This window comes from Streptomyces sp. NPDC044106 (assembly GCF_056433985.1).
This window is the reverse complement of sequence record NZ_JBWKFZ010000021.1, coordinates 107,709-126,126: the sequence shown is the minus strand read 5'-3', so window position 1 is coordinate 126,126 and position 18,418 is coordinate 107,709. Positions and strand designations below refer to the sequence as shown.

Sequence of the window (18,418 nt, the reverse complement as noted above, 5' to 3'; positions counted from 1 at the left end):
CCCTCAGCCTCAACCCCGACATCGTCTCCACCGCCTGCCCGTTCTGCCTCGTCATGCTCACCGACTCCGTCAACGGCAAGAAGAACGACGGCCAGACCAAGGAATCCGTCCAGGTCGTCGACGTCGCACAACTCCTCCTCGACTCCGTGAAGACACCGACCGACCCGGCGGGCGAGACGGAGTCTGCGGACGAGCCGGAGCCGGTGAAGTAGCGGCTGTCGTAGCCCGGCCCGCGTGCGGGCCAGCGTTCCGAAGACCCCGTTCCCTCCGTGCGGAGGGGGCGGGGTCTTCTTGCTTCAGGCAGCAGCCACGGCACCCGTCAGCTCACACCACACGAGCTTGCCTCGGCTCTCGCCCTGCCGCTCCCGTGTGCACCCACCCCCACCCGTCGGCACAGTCCCGTACGAGCCCGAGCCCGAGCCCTCTGCCCGACGTCTCGCCCCCCTGCTCCTCCGCGAAAGCGACGCCCCCGACGACATACTCACCCTCGCCCCTCAAGCCCTCGCCGGCCTCCTCAGGAGACTTTTGACTCCGTGAGTGGGCGCCACGGGACACGCCCCGGTAAGGCGGTGACTTCGGTGGGCCCGCGTCTTTGATGGTTGCTGGGGCCGCCCGGTGTTGTGCGGAGTGTGGCGGTTCCGGGCCGGGAGTAAAGGGCGCTCCGCTGCGCTGCGCGTCGGCTGCGCCGATTCCGCTGCGCTCCACCCTTGACTCCCGTCCCTCCACCGCACGTTGACTTTGACCCGGACGGCCAGGGGTGGGGGCGACGGGGGCGATGCTCGGGCCATCCCCTTTCATCGCCGGGTGCGGCCCGGTCCAACGCGAGCCGCCGTCACGGTTGGGGCGGGCCCGGCCCCGCCGCTCGGGTCATCGCCTCGCGCGGCCGGGTGCGGACCGGCCCATCGTGGGTGACCGCCACGGTCGGGGCGGGCCCGGCTCCGCCGCTCGGGTCATCACCTCGCGCGGCCGGGTGCGGACCGGCCCAACGTGGGCGGGAGTGACGGTCGATGTGCCGGTGGGCCCGGGCCGCCCCGTTCCGGCACCTACTTTGGGAAAGTTGCGAATGCGTTCGCCGCGCGCCCCCCTGCCGAGCCGGATGCGCCCCCCCAACGTGCGGGCTTACCGCGTCCGATTCGCGAGAGCGGTGACTTGGCTGGCGGCGCGCGGGCGTGGGAGGGGGGCGCGCGGCGAGTCGGTTCGCAACTTTCCCAAAGTAGGTCCCGGAGAGGCCAGAGCAGAAACCCATGGCAGACCGCCGCCATCGCTTCGGCCGGGACGGTCGCCGCACGCCACTCGCCCCGACCCCGCACCCCAACCGTGACAGCGACTCACGATGGGCCGGTCCGCACCCGGCCGCGCGAGGCGATGACCCGAGCGGCGGGGCCGGGCCCGCCCCAACCGTGACGGCGGCTCGCGTTGGACCGGGCCGCACCCGGCGATGAAAGGGGATGGCCCGAGCATCGCCCCCGTCGCCCCCACCCCTGGCCGTCCGGGTCAAAGTCAACGTGCGGTGGAGGGACGGGAGTCAAGGGTGGAGCGCAGCGGAATCGGCGCAGCCGACGCGCAGCGCAGCGGAGCGCCCTTTACTCCCGGCCCGGAACCGCCACACTCCGCACAACACCGGGCGGCCCCAGCAACCATCAAAGACACCGAGCCACCGAAGTCACCGCCCAACCCCGCCACGTGCCGAAAGGGAGCCTCCGGCCCCACCCCCGGACCGGACCCGGTGTGATGGAAACGGGACCGCCTCGGACTCCTCCCGCGAGGGGCGCAGGAGCATCATGGGCTGGTTGTTGGCGACTGTGGCGTTCGGGGTGGGTGAGAGGCATGCGGAGTGCCGGCGCACGGGGCGTGAGACGGGGCGTGAGACGGGGCATATGGCGCGGCGCCTCCACCGGCGCGGCCACCGCCATGAGCTGCGCGCTTCTCCTCTCGGGCTGCGGCGGCCACGACGCCGGCGCCCGATCCGGTGACGCCTCGCACAAGCCCGTGAGCATGACGGGCAAGAGCACGGCGCAGCAGCCCATTCCGCGAGGCAAGGGCGGCAAGGGCAGCAAGGGCAGCCGGGGCAGCCGGGGCGAGGACGACTTCAACGGTGACGGCGCCCGTGACCTCGTACTCGACGACCTCGTACACCCCGACCACGGCGACGACGCGGGTATCGGCATCGTCTACGGAGGGAAGGCCGGGCTCGTTCCAGGCGCACGGCAGTTGCTGAGCGCGCACGCCAACGGTGCCCGTACGAAGGGTGAGCTGCCCGCCGCCTTCGACTCCGAGGCCTCCTGCGACCTCGACGAGGACGGCTTCAGCGACCTCGTCGTGTCTACGGATCCGCCGTACGACGGGCAGGGACAGCCGCCCGTGCCGCTACAGATTCTGTTCGGCTCGCCCAAGGGGCTGGTCGGCAAGGCCGTGAAGCTGCGGGTGCCCGCGCAGGCACGATTCGGCAACGACTGGCCGGACCAGCCGGTCTGCGGCGACTTCGACGGGGACGGTGCGCACGACCTCGTACTGCACGCGAGCAGCGCCCGGCTCACGTTCCTGCGCGGCCCGTTCAAGCGGACCGGCGCCCCGCACGCCGCGGGCAAGCCCGTCACCGCGCCCGGCAACAACCTCGTGTCGGGCCGGGCCACGGACGTCAACGGCGACGGCTACGACGACGTACTCGTCCGCAAGGCCGCGGACCCGTCCGGCGCCGCCGCCAGTGCGCTCGTCCTGGGCGGTTCGAAGGGCCCCGGCGAGACCGGCGTGCTCTTCCCCGCGGGCAAGGACGTCGCGTTCGGCCGGTTCGGCAAGGGCAAGGGCAAGGGGATGGACGCCGCCATCGCGTCGCCGCGCGGTGTCGCACTGCGCTACGACGTTCCGGGCACCCTCCGCGGCTCCCTGGAGGCCAGGGACATGGCCCTCGACGCGGGCGACCTGGATGGGGACGGGCTCAGCGAGCTGGTCCTGAGCGGTCGGGGCAGCGGGAGCGGCGGGGGCGCGGGTGACGTACGGGTCTTCCGGGGACGTACGGGCGGACTCGCCGCCAACGCCACGGCGCTCCTGGCCCCCGCGGCAAAGGGCACTACCCAGGTCCTCCAGGTCGCGGACTTCGACGGAGACAAGCGGGCCGACCTGGTCGTACGAACGTATCGGGGGGCCGGCGCGGACACGGTGTCCGTGTATCCGGGTCGCCGGACAGCGGAACTGGTCGCGCGCAAACCGCTTCTGTCCTTCTCCACCGCCGAGTTCCTCTCCCTGAGCGAGGGGTGAAGGGGCGAGGGGTGAAGGGGCGAGGGGTGGGGGCCAGGGCTGGAGCCCCCGTCCCCTCCGCCGCACAACCCTTCGTACGCCCCACGAGTCACACCCCCGAAAGCCAAGTTCCCCCGCCGGGGCGGGCGGTGGCTAGTCGGCGGCACGGGCAGTGGCGCGCTGCCCGTACTCGACCCGCCCCTTACCGAACACCCTTGTTCTGCTACTCGTTGGAGCACCGAGCATGCCCTTGTACATACGCAAGAACGCGCGCAACAAGTTCCTCGCGGCAGGCGCCCTCTGCGCCGTCACCGCCCTCGGCGTCACCGGCCTGACCGCCGGCACGGCGTCCGCCGCCCCCACGCCCTCGAAGATCCGCGCCGACTACAACGGCGACGGCTACGTGGACCTCGCGGTCGGCGTGCCGAGCGCCACGGTGAACGGCGAGGCCAAGGCCGGGTACGTCAACGTCGTGTGGGGCGGCGTGTCGGGCCTCGGCAAACACGGCTCCACCACCGTCAGCCAGGCCACCACCGGCGTGCCCGGCACCCCGGAGGCGGGAGACAGGTTCGGCGCCGCCGTCGACTCCAACGACATGAACGGCGACGGCTACAGCGACCTGATCGTCGGCGCGCCCGACGAGGACACCACCGTCGGCCTGAGCGCCGGCACCGTCGCGGTCGTCTGGGGCTCCGCCACCGGCTTCAAGGGCGGCTTCACCGCCGCCAACGGGGACATAGACGACGCGGGGTACGGCGCGCTGCTCGCGACCGGCGACTTCGACAAGGACGGCGACAACGACATCGCCTTCAACTCGCACTTCGACGAGTCGAGTGCGGTCGTCGTACGCCCCGGACCGTTCACCGCGGGCTCCCCCGCCACACTCGACAGGGTCACGGGCTGGCACTTCGCCGGCGCGCGGGCGCTCGCGGCGGGTGACTTCGACGGTGACGGCGGCACCGACCTCGCCGTCTCGTACCGCGGGATGGAGATCAGCGGTACGCAGGTGCTGAACCGCGCCTCCGGCGAGTGGAAGCAGACCTGGTCCACGCCCGACAGCACCAACACCGCGCTCGCCACCGGCGACTTCGACGGCGACGGCACCACGGACCTCGCCATCGGCAACGCCCTGGCGAACCCCGAGGTCGAGGGCGAGGGCACGTACTGCGAGAACATCCTTGGCGGCACGGTCGTCGCCATCTACGGCAAGAAGGGCGGCGCCCTCGGCGACGGCGGTGCCTCCTGCACCACGCAGAGCAGCCCGCAGGTCGGCGGCGTCGCCGAGGCCGGTGACAACTTCGGCGCGCACGTCGCGGCCGGGGACCTCGACCGCGACGGCCGCGACGAGCTCGTCGTCGGCACGGACACCGAGGCGGTCGGCACCGTGAAGGACGCGGGCGGCTACTGGGTCCTCGCCTCGGCCGGCACCGGCGCGGACTTCTCGGGTCCCGCGTTCACCCAGAACACCGCGGGCGTGGCGGGCACGGCGGAGGCGGGCGACCGCTTCGGCGCGGCCGTCGCCACCGGTGACTACAACGGCGACGGCCACGCGGACTTCGCGGTCGGCACGCCCGGCGAGGACGCGTCGAAGGGTGGCGTCTGGTACGCCGCGTCCCCGACCTCCGGGCCCGCGGCGCCGGTGACGTCGGTTACGCCGGGCAAGCTCGGTCTCTCGGGGGCGCGCGAGTACGGGGCGGCCCTGGGGCGGTAGCCGGTGCACGGTAGCGGTCGCTCGGGGCGGTAGCCGGAGCACGGTAGCGGTCGCTCGGGGCGGTAGCCGGGGCGCTGTCACCGTTCAGGGCGCCGTCTGATCACCGGCTTCGCCGAGTTCGTCCTCAAACGCCGGACGGGCTGGATCTACCCAGCCCGTCACCCCCAACTCCCGCAGGAGACCCGCATGACACAGCGCAAGCACACCCACACCCCCACCGCCCGTTCCAGACGTGGCCGCCTCGTCGCGACGACGGTCGCCGCCGCCGCACTGGCCGGCGGACTCCTCACCGTCACAGCCGCCACGGCGTCCGCCGCGCCCGCCGAGCCGCTGCCCTCGCACGAGGCGGACTTCAACGGCGACGGCGTCGCCGACCTCGTCACCTCCGCGACCGGCGCCCGCGTCGCGGGCAAGGACTCGGCGGGCCAGGTCACCGTCACGTACGGCGGTTCCACGCTGCGACACAAGACGTTCAGCCAGAACAGCGCGGGCGTGCCCGGCGACGCCGAGACCGGCGACATCTTCGGTTTCGACACCGCGTACGGCGACTTCGACCGCGACGGCTACGACGACCTCGCGGTCGGCGCGCCCGGTGAGGACGTCGGCAGCGACAAGGACGGCGGCACCACGCAGATCCTGTGGGGCTCCCCGAGCGGCCTCAAGGGCGGCACCACGGTGAAGGACCCCCGCCCGGACGGGCACGACTTCTTCGGCGGGCCGCTGGAAGCCGGTGACTTCAACGGTGACGGCCGCACCGACCTCGCCATCGGCGCCCGCTCGGGCGCGGCCACCATCGACGTCCTGAGCGGCGGAATCTCCCGTACGACGGGCGCGGGCCGCAGCCACTACACCGTCAAGCCGGCCATCCAGAGCGGCGAGGGCGCGGGCCCGTTCAACCTGCACTCCGGTGACGTGAACGGTGACGACAAGGAAGACCTCATCGTCGACGGCTTCTCCACGGGCGACGGCTACAACGCCAACCTGTGGCTGCCCGGCACGTCCGGGGGTCTCAGGACCACCGGCCAGCAGCGGCTGCCCGGCGGCGTCATCACTGACGTCGGCGACACGGACAGCGACGGTTACGGTGACATCGTCATCGGCCTCAACTGGGACGACGGCATCCAGGGTGCGAACAAGGGCGGCTCGGTGTATGTCGTGCACGGCGCCGCCAACGGCCCCTACGGCGACACGCAGGTCTTCACGCAGGACAGCACGGACGTCCCGGGCACGAGCGAGAAGGGCGACTCGTTCGGCAACGAGCTCGACCTCGGCGACCTCAACGGCGACGGTCACCTCGACCTGGTCGTGGGCTCCGCGGGCGAGGACCTCGCCGGCCTGGAGGACGCGGGCGCGGTCACCGTCATCTACGGCGCGGCGGACGGCTCGGGCCTCTCCACCAAGGGCGCGGTCTTCCTCGACCAGAACACGCCGGGCGTGCCCAACTCCAACGAGAAGCACGACTTCTTCGGCTCGGACGTGCACGTCGACGACCTGAACGGGGACGGCCGGGGCGACATCACCGTCGGCTCGTACGGCGAGAACGGGCAGAACGGCGCCGTGTACCCCCTGTTCAGCAAGGCGAACGGCACCTTCGCGGGTTCCGCGGGCATCTACCCGTCGACGGTGGGCATCTCGTCGGCCGGAACGCCCCGCTTCGGCGCGAACTTCGCCGACTGACGCGCCCCCTCGGGGGAAGCCCTGGGCAACCCCTCAGGGGGCCCTTAGGGGGCCCTTAGGGGTTGTCACAGGTCGGCCGCAAAGCCCGTCTCCTCCGGAGGAGGGACGACCCCGCCCCGCAAGACCAGGTACGTTCGATTCGTGGCTGGATTCAGGATCGGACGCGGCCGGGACAACCGCGCCCCGCGACCGCAACAACAACCGCGACCGCGACAACCGCGGCAGGAGCCGTACGGACAGCAGGCCCCCCAGGGCCGGCAGCAGCCGTACGGCTACCCGCCCGCGCCGTCGAACCCGCAGCAGCAGTACGGCGGGGGCGCCCCGCAGTACGGTGGCGGCGCTCCGCACGGCGGTCGGCCGTACGGCGGTGGTGGGGGCAACGGCGGTCAGCAGTGGCCGCAGGCCGGTGGCCACCACGGCGAGCCGGAGTACTTCGGCGGCCCCGACGACCACGGACAGGGCCACGGACCCCAGGGCGGCGGCTACGACCCGTACGCGGCCAACAACCCGGGACACACCCAGGCCTTCTCCATCGGGGAAGACCCCTACACCCAGGGCGACACCTACCGCGCCGGCCAGGCGGCCGCCCCGCCCGTGGGCCCCCGCCTGCACTGGAAGGACCTGCTGCGCGGCGTCGTGCTGCGCCCCGGCCCGACCTTCCTGCAGATGCGGGACTACGCGATGTGGGGCCCCGCCCTCATCGTCACGTTCCTCTACGGCGCGCTCGCGATCTTCGGCTTCGACGAGGCCCGCGAGGACGCGATCAACAGCACGCTGTCGTCGGCGGTCCCGTACGTCCTCACGACCGGCGTCGCGATCACCATCAGCGCGTTCATCCTGGGCGTGGTCACCCACACCCTGGCCCGCCAGCTCGGCGGCGACGGCGCCTGGCAGCCGACGGTCGGCCTCTCCATGCTGATCATGTCGATGACGGACGCGCCGCGCGTGATCGTGGCGATGTTCCTGGGCGGCGGCCAGCCGTTCGTCCAGCTGCTCGGCTGGGCGACGTGGCTCGCGGCGGGCGCGCTCCTGACGATGATGGTCGCCAGGTCCCACGACCTGCCGTGGCCGAAGGCGCTGGGAGCTTCGGCGATCCAGCTGCTCGCGATCCTGTCGATCATCAAGCTGGGCACGTTCTAGCTGTATCGATCCGCAAGCAGATGTACGAGGAGGGGCCCGGCGGACACTGTCCGCCGGGCCCCTCCTCGTAGTTGCACGGGTCCGGCTCAGGCGTCGAGAACCTGCCCCGCACGCTTCACGACGGGCGGCTCGACACTCCAGGGGAAGTTGATCCACTCGTCGGTGCGCTTCCACACGTACTCGCACTTCACGAGGGAGTGCGACTTCTCATAGATGACGGCGGAGCGCACCTCGGCGACGTGGTCGAGGCAGAAGTCGTGCACGAGCTTCAGCGTCTTGCCGGTGTCGGCGACGTCATCGGCGATGAGCACCTTCTTGTCGGTGAAGTCGATGGCGTTGGGCACGGGCGCGAGCATGACGGGCATTTCCAGCGTCGTCCCGACCCCCGTGTAGAACTCCACGTTCACGAGGTGGATGTTCTTGCAGTCGAGCGCGTACGCGAGCCCGCCCGCGACGAAGACGCCACCACGGGCGATGGAGATGATGACGTCGGGCTGGTACCCGTCGTCGGCGATGGTCTGCGCGAGCTCTCGCACCGCACGGCCGAACTTCTCGTAGTCAAGGTTCTCGCGCACGTCACTCATGCTGGATGTCACACCTGGGTCCGATGGAAATTGAGGAAGGAACGGGAGGCGGTGGGCCCGCGCTGCCCCTGGTAACGGGACCCGTACCGCTCGGATCCATAGGGCTCCTCGGCAGGCGAGGTGAGCCGGAACAGACACAGCTGCCCGATCTTCATGCCCGGCCAGAGCTTGATCGGCAGCGTGGCGAGGTTCGACAGCTCAAGGGTGACGTGACCCGAGAAGCCGGGGTCGATGAACCCGGCGGTGGAGTGCGTGACCAGCCCGAGCCGCCCGAGGCTGGACTTGCCCTCGAGCCGGCTGGCCAGGTCGTCCGGCAGGCTGACGACCTCGTACGTCGACGCGAGCACGAACTCACCGGGGTGCAGGATGAACGGCTCGTCGCCCTCGGGCTCCACGAGCCGCGTCAGATCGGCCTGCTCGACGGAGGGGTCGATGTGGGGGTAGCGGTGATTCTCGAACACCCGGAAGTAGCGGTCCAGCCGCACATCGATGCTCGAGGGCTGCACCATGGATTCGTCGTACGGGTCGATCCGCACCCGTCCGGAGTCGATCTCGGCCCGGATGTCCTTGTCTGAGAGAAGCACGCACCGAGGATACGCAGAGCGCGCGGGCCCGCCCCAATCGGACGGACCCGCGCGCCCACTCCCGCCTTTTCCTTCTCCCGCTACTGCCGCTGCTGCCGCTACTGCCGCTGCAAGGTCACCGGCACGGCGTGCCGGAGCCGGGCACAGCGCGGGCAGCGGATGAGCCGGCCGGGACCGAGTCGGTCCGCCTGCTGCATCGGGAACGAAGCGGTGCTGAAGACGTGCCCTTCGGCACATCGGACGACGGTGCGCTCCATCAAGTCCTCGAGTCCCTTCCCCAGTCGTGGGTGAGCTCGTACGTACCCGTACTCACTCGTCTCTCGCTCGCCTCCGAGCCGACGACGAAAGCCCACATTACGGTATGAAAGGGACGCCACTCCAGGCGGCACGACCACGTCCCACGGTACGCCCCAACTCCCTCCCGCCGCACGGCACGTCCCCCTCCCGGACAGCGCTCGGACCCCGCGGCGAGAGCGCCCGGGGCCCGAGATGAGGTACAGTGTGCGACGGTACGACACCGCTTCTGGCGGCGTCTTTCGCGGGTGTAGTTTAGTGGTAGAACATCAGCTTCCCAAGCTGAGAGTGCGAGTTCGATTCTCGTCACCCGCTCCATAGTTGAGGCCCAGGTCAGCGACCTGGGCCTTTTTGCTGTCCCCGCTGATCGCTCGCCGCGTGTCGGATCCAGTCCGTCAGTCACTCAGCCCACGGATCACAGCGCCCGCCGAAGGCTCATCCTGGATGATCGGTGTATGGCAACGCAGCCCGGTCCCTCTGCTCTCCGTCGCGCCAAGTTCGCCCGACGCGTGCCAGCCACGCTCGGCGAGCTCGTCGGTCCTCGACACGGCACTGTGGCTCTGCCGTTGCATCTGGCCTGGTCGGGGCTGACCACGTTCGATCTCGATCAGACCCGGCTACGGATGAGCTATTACCGCATCGTCCTGGCCGAGGGCCTGCACGACGACCTGGTCCGGTACCTCCATCACGACCTCCTCATCAGCTTGTGGCCCACACTCCGCATGCTCATCAGCCGCGATATCCGCGAGGTGTGGGAGAGCTCCTTCGACGAGCTCGCTCGCGTAGCGCAGGCCGCTGCATGAACCTCACAGAGCTGCACCGTCGTCTGCTTGCGGACGCCCTCGCCGTGGGCGGTGTCTACCCTCTGGCGCTCACCGGTGGTTACGCAGTTCAGGCGCACGGACTGGTCGACCGTGGGCTGGCCAGGGACCTGATCGACGTACGGGCCGCGGCGGACCGCTGGAGCCATCCGGAGCTGGAGGAGCTCGGACGTCGCCACGCCCGCGACTCCTTCGACCTGTGCGAACTGCAGGCCCGGTTGACCGGGGCCGAGTGGATCGACGACACGGAGTTCTCCGCTTACGGGCTCGACGAGCCGGCTGTCGACGAGCTGCGTCGGTGGGCACAAATGTGGGCCGACGACATCGGGGAACGGCTCCAGGAGCTGGAGGCTCCGCACGAGAATTGAGGACCAGCCCTCACAGTCGTTATCAGCGATGAGCTCGCGATGCTCAGCCGCTGACCGTGCCGAGGAAGTGGTCCGCGTCGTCCGGTTCGGCCAGGCGGCCGAGTTGTAGCCAGGAGCCGTCGTGGAAGCGGAGGTCGAACGTGGCGAAGCCTCGGGGCTGGTTCGGTTCGGCTTCTATGCGGGCCTCGGGCAGGGGGAACTCCGCCACCGTGCGGAAGTCGTCCGCGCTGGTGGGGGAGAGACGGCGGCCCGGGGACGCTGCCACGCAGATGCGGTCCGGTGTCAGCAGGATCAGGCGTCGTGGGCTGGGTGAGTCGCTGTACCAGCGCAGCAGCAGGCGGCCCGCGGTGAGGTTCCAGTCGCCGTCGAAGAGGCCGTTCGTCGGGGTGGTGTTGTCCTCCGGGGCGCTCCCGGCCGTGCGGTCGGGGGTGGCGGGGCCGATTCCGCCGCGGGGCCGCGGGCGGCGCGTGCGGCGGCCCCGCTCCCCGTTCTGCAGCGTCCGGTCGAACTTCTTGCCGAGCATGTCGATCAGGATGAACGGCACGACGACGAAGCAGAACACCACGGCGCCGACATACAGCAGCCAGTGGTGCCGGGACTTCAGGCGGCCCTTGCCCGCGGCGCGGTGCACTTCCTTGGGTGGGGCGGGAATCGGCTTGGCGAGCTCGCACCAGACCATGGCTGTCGGGTCCTCGCCCAGGATCTTCCGGGCCCGCCGCCGGACTTTGCGCTTCGCCATGCCGATGATCTTAGGCGGCGAGGGAACAAGCGTTCAGTTCGAGCCAATACTGTGCGTGCCGTTCTCACCGAGTGGGTGGTGGCGCGTCACCATCGGCGTGCACGACGTGCCTGGAACGACGGGCTCCGCTCCCCTCGGCCCGTGACCCCTTGTGTTCGCCGGGTCCGGGACGTTTCCGATAGTCATCGGGCTCCTCCGGCAACCGGGGCGGACTCGGCTAGCGTCGCGTCCTGCGTACGAGGAACAGGGGTCTGCATGATTCGAGCCAGCCTGTCCAGTGAGGCCGTGCCCCCGGAAGAGCGGTTCGACTGGTGGTACGGGCTGAAGTCCGCCTCGCCGATCGCGACCACGTTGCACAGCGACCACACCGACGACTTCCCCGTCGCGGTCGACCATCTGGACCTGGGCGCGGCGACGCTGACCGCCATGGCGTACCCATCGGCCGAAGTACGCCGTACCGCCCGGCACATCCGCCGCGGCGACCCCGGCAGCCTCCAGGTATCCCTCACTCTGCAGGGGCTCAGCGGCTTCGAGCAGGCCGGCCGCAACGTACGGTTCGGTGCGGGAAGTCTTCTCCTGTACGACTCCTCGTCGCCCTTCGAAGGGTGGATGCGGCGAGTGGACGGCAGCGGCGCCCCGACCCGGAGCATCGTGGCCACACTGCCCCTGCACCTGCTGCCCTTCCCGCCCGACCGCCTCACCGCGCTCGTCGCCCGGCCGATGTCCGGCACCGAGGGGTTCGGGGCGCTGCTCGCCCACTTCATGCGTCAGGTCACGAACGACGTCGGGCAGTTCGGGGACACCAGTGCCACCGCGGACCGGCTCTCCCACACGCTCGTCGACCTCGTCGGACATCTGGCCGCCGAACACCTCGACCGGGAGCGCGAGTTGCCGGTGGATAGTCGCAGACGCACGTTGCTGCTCCAGGTGCAGAGCCATGTCCGCCGGCATCTGCGCGACCCGGCGCTGAGTCCGGACAGCATCGCCGCCGCGCACCACATCTCCACCCGCTATCTGCACCGCCTCTTCCAGGAACAGGGCCTCACCGTCTCCTCCTGGGTCCGGCACTTGCGCCTGGAACGCTGCCGCCGGGCGCTGGCCAATCCGGAACTCGCCACCGTCCCCATCGGCGCGATCGCCGCCCGCTGGGGTTTCAGCCAGCCCGCCGTCTTCACCCGCGCCTTCCGCGCCACGTACGGACTCACACCCAGCGAGGTGCGTGCGCGGGGCGTGCACGCGCGAGAGGTGCACGCTCGCGAAGTGAGCGCTCGTGAAGGGCGTGCCCACGCGATGGCGGGCCGCAGCGGTGCGCTGGCGGTCAACGGGAGTGCGCTGAGGGTCAACGACGCCGGGTGAGGCGGTCGCCATACTCGTATGCGGCGGCGCGTTCGGGGGCCGCCGCCAGTGTTCGCCACTGCGCCCATGGTCAACGGGGGAGGGCGTCGGGGCGCGCACGCCAGATGGGCGGTGTGCCGGGCCGTGGTCGGTTCGGCGCGCCGCCCGGTGGCGTGGTGGCCTGTTGGCCGCTCGGTCGGTGGCCTGCGGCCATGCGGCCTGTGGCCATGTGCCTGTTTCCGGTGGTCATGCCGTGCGGAGGACTGCCCTCCGCCCTCCGCCCTCCGCCCTCTGCCCTCTGCCCTTACCAGCGCACCCAGGCGGCGCCATCACCGCACGTCGTCCCCGTGCCGTCCCCGTGTCATCAAGAAGGCATCGGCAGGTCCCGTCCGGTTCATGTGGCGCTGGTGAGGTGGCTGCACCGTACAAGGACGTTTTGAGGAGTTCCGCATGGCCAGATCGCGTCTGTCCCGTCGTCGGCTGACAGCCACCGCCGCTGTGGTCGCCGCCACCGCCGCGGCCGTGGCCGGCACCGCATCGGCCGGGGCCTCCGACACCAAGGACCAGGCCCGGCGGGCCATCCAGGGCGGCAAGGCCAAGAACGTCATCCTGCTCATCGGCGACGGCATGGGCGACTCCGAGATCACTCTCGCCCGGGACTACACGGTGGGCGCGGCCGGCCGGCTCAACATGGACAAGTTTCCGCTGACCGGCGCCTACACGACGTACTCCGTACACAAGGACGGCTCCCCCGACTACGTCACCGACTCCGCGGCCAGCGGCTCCGGCTGGGCGACCGGTGTGAAGACCGTCAACGGGCGGATATCGAAGACGCCGGGCAGCGACAAGGCCGTGCCGACCATCCTGGAGCTCGCCCAGAAGAAGGGGTACGCGACCGGATCGGTGACCACCGCCGAGCTCACCGACGCCACCCCCGCCGTCCTCGCCTCGCACGCCACCGACCGCAGCTGCCAGGGTCCGGCGGACATGGCCAAGTGCCCGGCCGACACCATCGCCAAGGGCGGCCCGGGGTCCATCGCCGAGCAGAGCGTCAACCACAAGGTCGACGTCCTTCTCGGCGGCGGAAAGCAGCGCTTCGACCAGAAGGTCACCGACGGCAAGTACAAGGGCCTCACGGTGACGGAGCAGGCGAAGCGGCTCGGATACCAAGTCGTCAGCAATGAGCGGGAGTTGAAGGCGGTCAAGTCCGTCAAGGGCGGCAAGCCGGTCCTCGGGCTCTTCGCACCCGGCAACGTACCCGTCGAGTGGACCGGCAAGGCCGCCGCCAAGGGCGGCACCGACCCGCAGCGCTGCACCACCTCCAACCCGGGCCGCCCGGCCGGCACGCCCGCCCTCGACGACCAGGCCGCCAAGGCCATCAAGCTGCTCGAGGCCAAGCAGCGGAGCGCGAAGGGCGGCAAGAGCAAGCAGGGCTTCTTCCTCCAGGTCGAGGGCGCCTCGATCGACAAGCAGGACCACGCCGCCGACCCGTGCGGTCAGATCGGTGAGACCGCGGCGTTCGACCGTGCCGTGAAGGTCGCCCGTGACTACGCCGCCAAGCACCCCGACACGCTGGTCGTCACCACCGCCGACCACGCGCACACCAGCCAGATCGTGCCGCTGGACGCGCAGCCGCCGGGCCTGTCCTCCACGCTGGTCACGGACGAGGGCCAGCAGCTGAAGGTCAACTACTCGACCAACACGCCGGGCGCCTCGCAGGAGCACACCGGTACGCAGGTGCGGATCGCGGCGCAGGGCCCGCAGGCCTACCGCGTACTCGGCGTCACCAACCAGACCGACCTGTTCACGACGGTGCGGGAGGCGCTGCGGCTGCGCTGAGTGTGCGCGGCGGGGGCCGGTGGGGTGGCGGAGTTCGGCCGGGCGACGGGGGCCGTCCGGGTGGCAGGGTCCGTCCCGGGGGCGGGGCCCGTCCCGGTGGCGGGGTCCTTCGGGGGGACGGAGTCCGTCGGGGGGACGGAGTCCGTCGGGGGGACGGAGCATCCAGCTGAACCACCACCGCGGCTCAGAACGCGGCACTAGCCTGACCGGCGATGGACACACTGATCTCTCCGCTTCTCGAACACCTGGACCGGGAGAGGCCCGGGGATCTTCTCGGGGTCTACCTCTACGGCTCCGCCAGTACCTCGGGGCTTCGGCCGGACAGCGACATCGACCTGCTCATGCTCACCCGCCGCTCCCTGAGCATGTCCGAACGCGCCGCACTGGTCTCGTTGTTGTCCGGTATCTCCGGGTGGCGCGGTCACGCCGAACGCTTTCCCGACGCGGCGCACCGTCGGCCCATCGAGCTGACGAGCATCGTCGTCGACGAGATTCGGGGCGGGGTGCGGGACGAGACCCGGGACGGGATGCGGGCCCGGATCGACCTCTTGGGTGGGGGCGCGCCTCGTCGCGACTTTCAGTACGGCGAGTGGCTGCGCGCGGAGCTCGCCGAAGGGCGCCTTCCGCAGCCTGTGGACGACCCCGATGTCGTCGTCCTCCTGGCCACCGTTCGCTCGGGGCACCGGGTGCTCCGTGGCCCCGCCTTCGGTGACGTCGTCGCCGCCGTTCCGAGCGGGCTGCTCAGGGACGCCGTGCTCGCCGTCGTCCCGGCCGTCCTGGAAGAGATCGAAGGCGATGAACGCAACGCCCTCCTCACCTTGGCGCGCGTCCTCGTCACGCTCGACACCGGCCGGATCGTCTCCAAGGACGCCGCCGCAGAGGCGGTCGCGCGCACGCTCGCACCGGCCGACCGCCGGCTCCTGGAGCATGCCCGGGCCGGCTATCTCGGGACGGTCGCCGACGACTGGACCGGCCTCGCCTCGCGGGTGACCGCGCTCGCCCACGTACTGGCGGACCGGGCCCGGCGTCACCATGACGGGGCCGGTCCACCCGTCGGCGGCGCAGACGCTGCGGAGTGACAGTCCGGGGTGGGTTGGGGCCAACGTACGGCGGGGCCCGGGGTGGCGGCAGTGGGACGTCAGCGGCACAGCAGCGGGACGTGAGCGGGCGCGGGCAGAGTAGTGGATGTCAGCAGGTCAGGCGCTGGATGTCACAAGGCGCGGCGCTGGTTGTCACAGACCGGGCAACCGCCGCGCCACGTTTCTCGCGATCACTCACGTCATCACCGGCCGCTCGCGCCATCACCGGCCATTCGCTTCATCGCTGACTCGCTCACGTCATCACCGACTCTCGCTTCGCGTCATCACCTCCGGGGGAAGTTCCATGGGTACGTTCCGCAGCCGCCGCTCCACCGTCCTCGCCGTCACCGGCGCCGCCGTCTTCGCCCTGTCTCTCACCGCCTGTGGCGGGAGCGACTCCGACGCGAAGCCCGCCGCCACCTCCAAGTCCATCGGCTCGGCCCAGTCCGACGGCTCGGCCGAGCCCAATACCTCCGGCGAGACCATCAGCTCGGGTCAGTCCGCGCAGGGCGGCTCCGACGCCACGAAGGCCTCCGCCTCCCGGGACAAGAAGACGGTCGCGATCGCGCCCGCCTGCACCACCAAGGACGTGGCCATCAGCGCCGCGCGCCAGGACGGGCCGCCGTACACCCACATCGTCCTGACCGCCAAGAACACCTCGGGACGCAGCTGCACGATGACCGGCTTCCCGGAGATCCAGTTCCTGGAGAGCCACAAGCAGAACGTGCCGGCCGTCGCCAAGAGCAAGCCCGCCGCGCCCGTGGTTCTGAAGGCCGGTGCACCCGCGTACGCGCTGGTCAAGGTGTCGGACGGCGGGGTGGACGAGACCAACGAGCCCGTCTCGGCGTTCTCGGTGACGTTGCAGGGCGGCGGCGGTATGGCCGCGGTCCGGGCGCCGGGCAGCGGCGGCATCGCCGTCGACCCGGCGAAGGCGCTGACCGGCTACTGGACGTACCAGCTGCGCAACGGCGCCGACGACTTCTAGGCCACAGCCCTTTCCGGCCGGCACGGTGGTCGCGGGAGTGCCCGCCCGGGTCATCAGGACGATCGACTGAGCTCGGCCGGGCCGCCGGCCCGGCCGAGCAGCACCTCTAGCGGCCTGGTTCGGACGTGCTGCTGTTCCGCAGCGGAGACCAGCACCCCGTGCTGACCGCGCTACGCGATCATCTGCGCGCCACGGCCCCGCGAACCCCGCACGACGTATGGGCACCGGACTGGGTAGCCGGCTGACCGGACGAGCGCAGCAGGAGACCAGACACGCCACAGGTTCTCAGTCCGAGCCGCTGCCCGAACCGTTGCCGCGTCGTCGGTCCGACTTGGCCGCGGACGCGACCGCTTCCGCGCAGACCATCGTCACCTTCGCGACCCCGTGGACCCAGCGCGGGCCGCCCCGCGCCGCCCAGACCACCGCGGCCAGGCCCACCGCCGCGACCGGCACCGCGATGCCGAGCAGCACGATCACCATCGCCTCTCCCCCTTCCTCCGCACAGGGAGAGGCGATTTCCTCAGGCCGGGTTCCGTGCCGGGAAGCCGTGCCTGCGGGCCGCGACCACGGTCAGCAGGACGGGGGCCAGGAGCAGCAGGATCGTCCACGGGAAGGACGAGGTGCCGACGAGGCCGAGCAGGACGCCGCCGAAGACGCCGCCGCCCGCCATGGCGACGTTCCACAGGGTGACAAGCATGGCCTGAGCGGCATCCGCCGTGCCGCCCCCTGCATCACCATTCGCGTCACCCGCGGCGCCCGCGGCCGTCTGCAGAAGTGTGGGGGCGCCGCCCCAGCCCAGGCCCCACAGCGCCACGGCGACGTACACGAGGGCCGGGGTGTCGGAGAAGGCAGCGAGGACGGCGGCGGCCACCCCGATCAGGAGCACGCTCGCGAGCGTCAGCGCGCGCAGCCCTCGGTGGATCAGTGCGCCGGTGATCCAGATGCTGACCAGGGACGCGGCGCCGAAGAGGAGGAGCACGAGGTCGGTCGAACCGCCCATGCCGAGCGCGTCGAGGAACGTGGCGATGTACGTGTACAGGACCGTGTGCGCGAGGACGAGGAGCAGGGTGACGAGCAGGACCGGTGCCACGCCGGGTACGCGCAGGGTCCGCAGCATCGGGGTCTTCGCGCCACCCGGTTCCTGCCCGGGGAGGTCGGGGACGAGGGCGGCGATCCAGCCGAGCAGGCCGACGGTGAGGCCGGTCATGACCAGGAACGCCACCTGCCAGCTGAGCACCTTGCCGAGGAACGTGCCTGCCGGTACCCCGAGCGACAGCGCGACCGGGATGCCGGCCATCGCGACGGCGATCGCCTTGCCCTGGAGGTGGACGGGCGCCAGGCGGCGTGCGTACCCGGCGAGCAGCGCCCAGGCGAGGCCCGCGGCGACACCGGCGACGAAGCGGGCGCCCATCGTGAGGGTGTAGTTCCCGGAGACCGCGGTGACGGTGTTGGCGGCGGCGAATCCCGCCATCGCCACGAGCAGCAGCCGCTTGCGCCGCCAGCCCGCGGTGGCCGCGGTCAGCGGTATCGCGGTGAGTGCGGTGCCGATCGCGTAGACGGTGACGGTCTGCCCGGTCGCCGACTCGCTGACCCCGAGGTCGGCGCTCATCGCGGGCAGCAGGCCCGCGGGCAACGTCTCGGTGAGGCTGGTGATGAAGACGGCAGTGGCCAGGGCGAGGAGGGCCGGGAGGGGGAGCCTTTGGGGCGGGGTGGGGATGAGAGTGGGGGTGGGGTGATTCGGCGGTCGGGTGGGGGTGAGGGTGGCTTTCGCCGGGCTCTTCGCGGGGGCTCCTGGGGTGCGCATGGGGTGGGGTCCTTTTCAGTACGGGGGTTTCAGTACGGGGGTGGGGGCGGGTACGGGTACGGGAGGGGTACGGGTACGGGTACGGGAGGGATACGGGAGGGGTACGGGTACAGGTGGGTGTGCCGGGCCTCCGCTGCTGACGGGGACGACTCTGCTCGCGGGCGCTTCGGGATCGCTGACGGTCCGCTGACGGCCGTCGGACCCCGTGCGCGCGGCGGTGTGTA

16 protein-coding genes and 1 tRNA gene are annotated in these 18,418 nt (G+C 71.1%); 12 read left to right on the top strand and 5 right to left on the bottom strand.

What is annotated here, in order from left to right:
• From AC07DI_RS31690 to AC07DI_RS31670, 5 genes are all read left to right on the top strand, one after another.
• Positions 1–212 (top strand): hypothetical protein (locus AC07DI_RS31690; protein WP_478907809.1); only part of this gene is annotated, 212 nt, incomplete at its 5' end.
• 1,615 nt (positions 213–1,827) lie between these two features.
• Positions 1,828–3,255 (top strand): FG-GAP repeat domain-containing protein, encoded by a 1,428-nt coding sequence (locus tag AC07DI_RS31685; protein WP_478907807.1) that lies wholly within the window; start codon positions 1,828–1,830, stop codon positions 3,253–3,255.
• 223 nt (positions 3,256–3,478) lie between these two features.
• A complete protein-coding gene (locus tag AC07DI_RS31680) occupies positions 3,479–4,945 on the top strand; it encodes an FG-GAP and VCBS repeat-containing protein (RefSeq protein WP_478907805.1) in 1,467 nt (488 codons plus the stop codon).
• 186 nt (positions 4,946–5,131) lie between these two features.
• On the top strand, positions 5,132–6,622 hold the full coding sequence (locus AC07DI_RS31675) for an FG-GAP repeat protein (RefSeq protein ID WP_478907803.1): 1,491 nt from the start codon (positions 5,132–5,134) through the stop codon (positions 6,620–6,622).
• Between the two features lie 141 nt (positions 6,623–6,763).
• Positions 6,764–7,762, top strand: coding sequence for a Yip1 family protein (locus tag AC07DI_RS31670; RefSeq protein ID WP_384252178.1), 999 nt, complete (start codon positions 6,764–6,766; stop codon positions 7,760–7,762).
• 86 nt (positions 7,763–7,848) lie between these two features.
• Here AC07DI_RS31670 and AC07DI_RS31665 read toward each other — a convergent pair whose 3' ends face one another.
• On the bottom strand, positions 7,849–8,346 hold the full coding sequence (locus tag AC07DI_RS31665; protein ID WP_384252180.1) for a phosphoribosyltransferase: 498 nt from the start codon (positions 8,344–8,346) through the stop codon (positions 7,849–7,851).
• 8 nt (positions 8,347–8,354) lie between these two features.
• Positions 8,355–8,930: a dCTP deaminase gene (gene dcd / locus AC07DI_RS31660; protein ID WP_125514051.1), complete on the bottom strand. Its 576-nt coding sequence runs from the start codon at positions 8,928–8,930 to the stop codon at positions 8,355–8,357.
• A gap of 538 nt (positions 8,931–9,468) precedes the next feature.
• Between dcd and AC07DI_RS31655 the strand changes: the two genes are divergently transcribed.
• The 3 genes from AC07DI_RS31655 (at position 9,469) to AC07DI_RS31645 (ending at position 10,413) form a co-directional block, all read left to right on the top strand.
• A tRNA-Gly gene (locus AC07DI_RS31655) sits at positions 9,469–9,542 on the top strand.
• A 137-nt stretch (positions 9,543–9,679) separates the two neighbouring features.
• The gene (locus AC07DI_RS31650) at positions 9,680–10,027 is read left to right on the top strand and encodes a transcriptional regulator (protein WP_478907800.1); all 348 of its coding nucleotides are present in this window, start codon (positions 9,680–9,682) and stop codon (positions 10,025–10,027) included.
• Complete coding sequence (locus AC07DI_RS31645) at positions 10,024–10,413, top strand: hypothetical protein (RefSeq protein ID WP_478907798.1); 390 nt, start codon at positions 10,024–10,026, stop codon at positions 10,411–10,413. Before AC07DI_RS31650 ends, AC07DI_RS31645 begins: the two co-directional genes overlap by 4 nt.
• 43 nt (positions 10,414–10,456) lie before the next feature.
• Here AC07DI_RS31645 and AC07DI_RS31640 read toward each other — a convergent pair whose 3' ends face one another.
• The gene (locus AC07DI_RS31640) at positions 10,457–11,152 is read right to left on the bottom strand and encodes a hypothetical protein (protein ID WP_478907797.1); all 696 of its coding nucleotides are present in this window, start codon (positions 11,150–11,152) and stop codon (positions 10,457–10,459) included.
• Positions 11,153–11,407: 255 nt separating this feature from the next.
• On the opposite strand from AC07DI_RS31640, the gene AC07DI_RS31635 reads away from it, so the two are divergent.
• From AC07DI_RS31635 to AC07DI_RS31620, 4 genes are all read left to right on the top strand, one after another.
• Positions 11,408–12,508: a helix-turn-helix domain-containing protein gene (locus AC07DI_RS31635; RefSeq protein WP_478907795.1), complete on the top strand. Its 1,101-nt coding sequence runs from the start codon at positions 11,408–11,410 to the stop codon at positions 12,506–12,508.
• Between the two features lie 429 nt (positions 12,509–12,937).
• The gene (gene phoA, locus AC07DI_RS31630; RefSeq protein ID WP_478907793.1) at positions 12,938–14,326 is read left to right on the top strand and encodes an alkaline phosphatase; all 1,389 of its coding nucleotides are present in this window, start codon (positions 12,938–12,940) and stop codon (positions 14,324–14,326) included.
• A gap of 212 nt (positions 14,327–14,538) precedes the next feature.
• Positions 14,539–15,405 (top strand): aminoglycoside adenylyltransferase domain-containing protein, encoded by an 867-nt coding sequence (locus AC07DI_RS31625; RefSeq protein ID WP_478907791.1) that lies wholly within the window; start codon positions 14,539–14,541, stop codon positions 15,403–15,405.
• A gap of 304 nt (positions 15,406–15,709) precedes the next feature.
• Positions 15,710–16,390 (top strand): DUF4232 domain-containing protein, encoded by a 681-nt coding sequence (locus AC07DI_RS31620; protein ID WP_478907789.1) that lies wholly within the window; start codon positions 15,710–15,712, stop codon positions 16,388–16,390.
• Between the two features lie 285 nt (positions 16,391–16,675).
• Here AC07DI_RS31620 and AC07DI_RS31615 read toward each other — a convergent pair whose 3' ends face one another.
• Together AC07DI_RS31615 and AC07DI_RS31610 are read right to left on the bottom strand one after the other, a co-directional pair.
• Positions 16,676–16,870, bottom strand: a complete 195-nt coding sequence (locus AC07DI_RS31615; RefSeq protein ID WP_478907787.1) for a hypothetical protein — start codon at positions 16,868–16,870, stop codon at positions 16,676–16,678.
• Between the two features lie 40 nt (positions 16,871–16,910).
• On the bottom strand, positions 16,911–18,194 hold the full coding sequence (locus tag AC07DI_RS31610; protein WP_384252202.1) for an MFS transporter: 1,284 nt from the start codon (positions 18,192–18,194) through the stop codon (positions 16,911–16,913).
• Between the last annotated feature and the right edge of the window lie 224 nt (positions 18,195–18,418).

Excerpts from the sequence above, each read along its gene's own strand:
- AC07DI_RS31685 (WP_478907807.1), top strand. The coding sequence starts at position 1,828 with ATGCGGAGTGCCGGCGCACGGGGCGTGAGACGGGGCGTGAGACGGGGC.
- AC07DI_RS31680 (WP_478907805.1), top strand. The coding sequence starts at position 3,479 with ATGCCCTTGTACATACGCAAGAACGCGCGCAACAAGTTCCTCGCGGCA.
- AC07DI_RS31675 (WP_478907803.1), top strand. The coding sequence starts at position 5,132 with ATGACACAGCGCAAGCACACCCACACCCCCACCGCCCGTTCCAGACGT.
- AC07DI_RS31665 (WP_384252180.1), bottom strand. The coding sequence starts at position 8,346 with ATGAGTGACGTGCGCGAGAACCTTGACTACGAGAAGTTCGGCCGTGCG.
- AC07DI_RS31650 (WP_478907800.1), top strand. The coding sequence starts at position 9,680 with ATGGCAACGCAGCCCGGTCCCTCTGCTCTCCGTCGCGCCAAGTTCGCC.
- AC07DI_RS31645 (WP_478907798.1), top strand. The coding sequence starts at position 10,024 with ATGAACCTCACAGAGCTGCACCGTCGTCTGCTTGCGGACGCCCTCGCC.
- AC07DI_RS31640 (WP_478907797.1), bottom strand. The coding sequence starts at position 11,152 with ATGGCGAAGCGCAAAGTCCGGCGGCGGGCCCGGAAGATCCTGGGCGAG.
- AC07DI_RS31635 (WP_478907795.1), top strand. The coding sequence starts at position 11,408 with ATGATTCGAGCCAGCCTGTCCAGTGAGGCCGTGCCCCCGGAAGAGCGG.
- phoA (WP_478907793.1), top strand. The coding sequence starts at position 12,938 with ATGGCCAGATCGCGTCTGTCCCGTCGTCGGCTGACAGCCACCGCCGCT.
- AC07DI_RS31625 (WP_478907791.1), top strand. The coding sequence starts at position 14,539 with ATGGACACACTGATCTCTCCGCTTCTCGAACACCTGGACCGGGAGAGG.
- AC07DI_RS31620 (WP_478907789.1), top strand. The coding sequence starts at position 15,710 with ATGGGTACGTTCCGCAGCCGCCGCTCCACCGTCCTCGCCGTCACCGGC.
- AC07DI_RS31615 (WP_478907787.1), bottom strand. The coding sequence starts at position 16,870 with ATGGTGATCGTGCTGCTCGGCATCGCGGTGCCGGTCGCGGCGGTGGGC.
- AC07DI_RS31610 (WP_384252202.1), bottom strand. The coding sequence starts at position 18,194 with ATGCGCACCCCAGGAGCCCCCGCGAAGAGCCCGGCGAAAGCCACCCTC.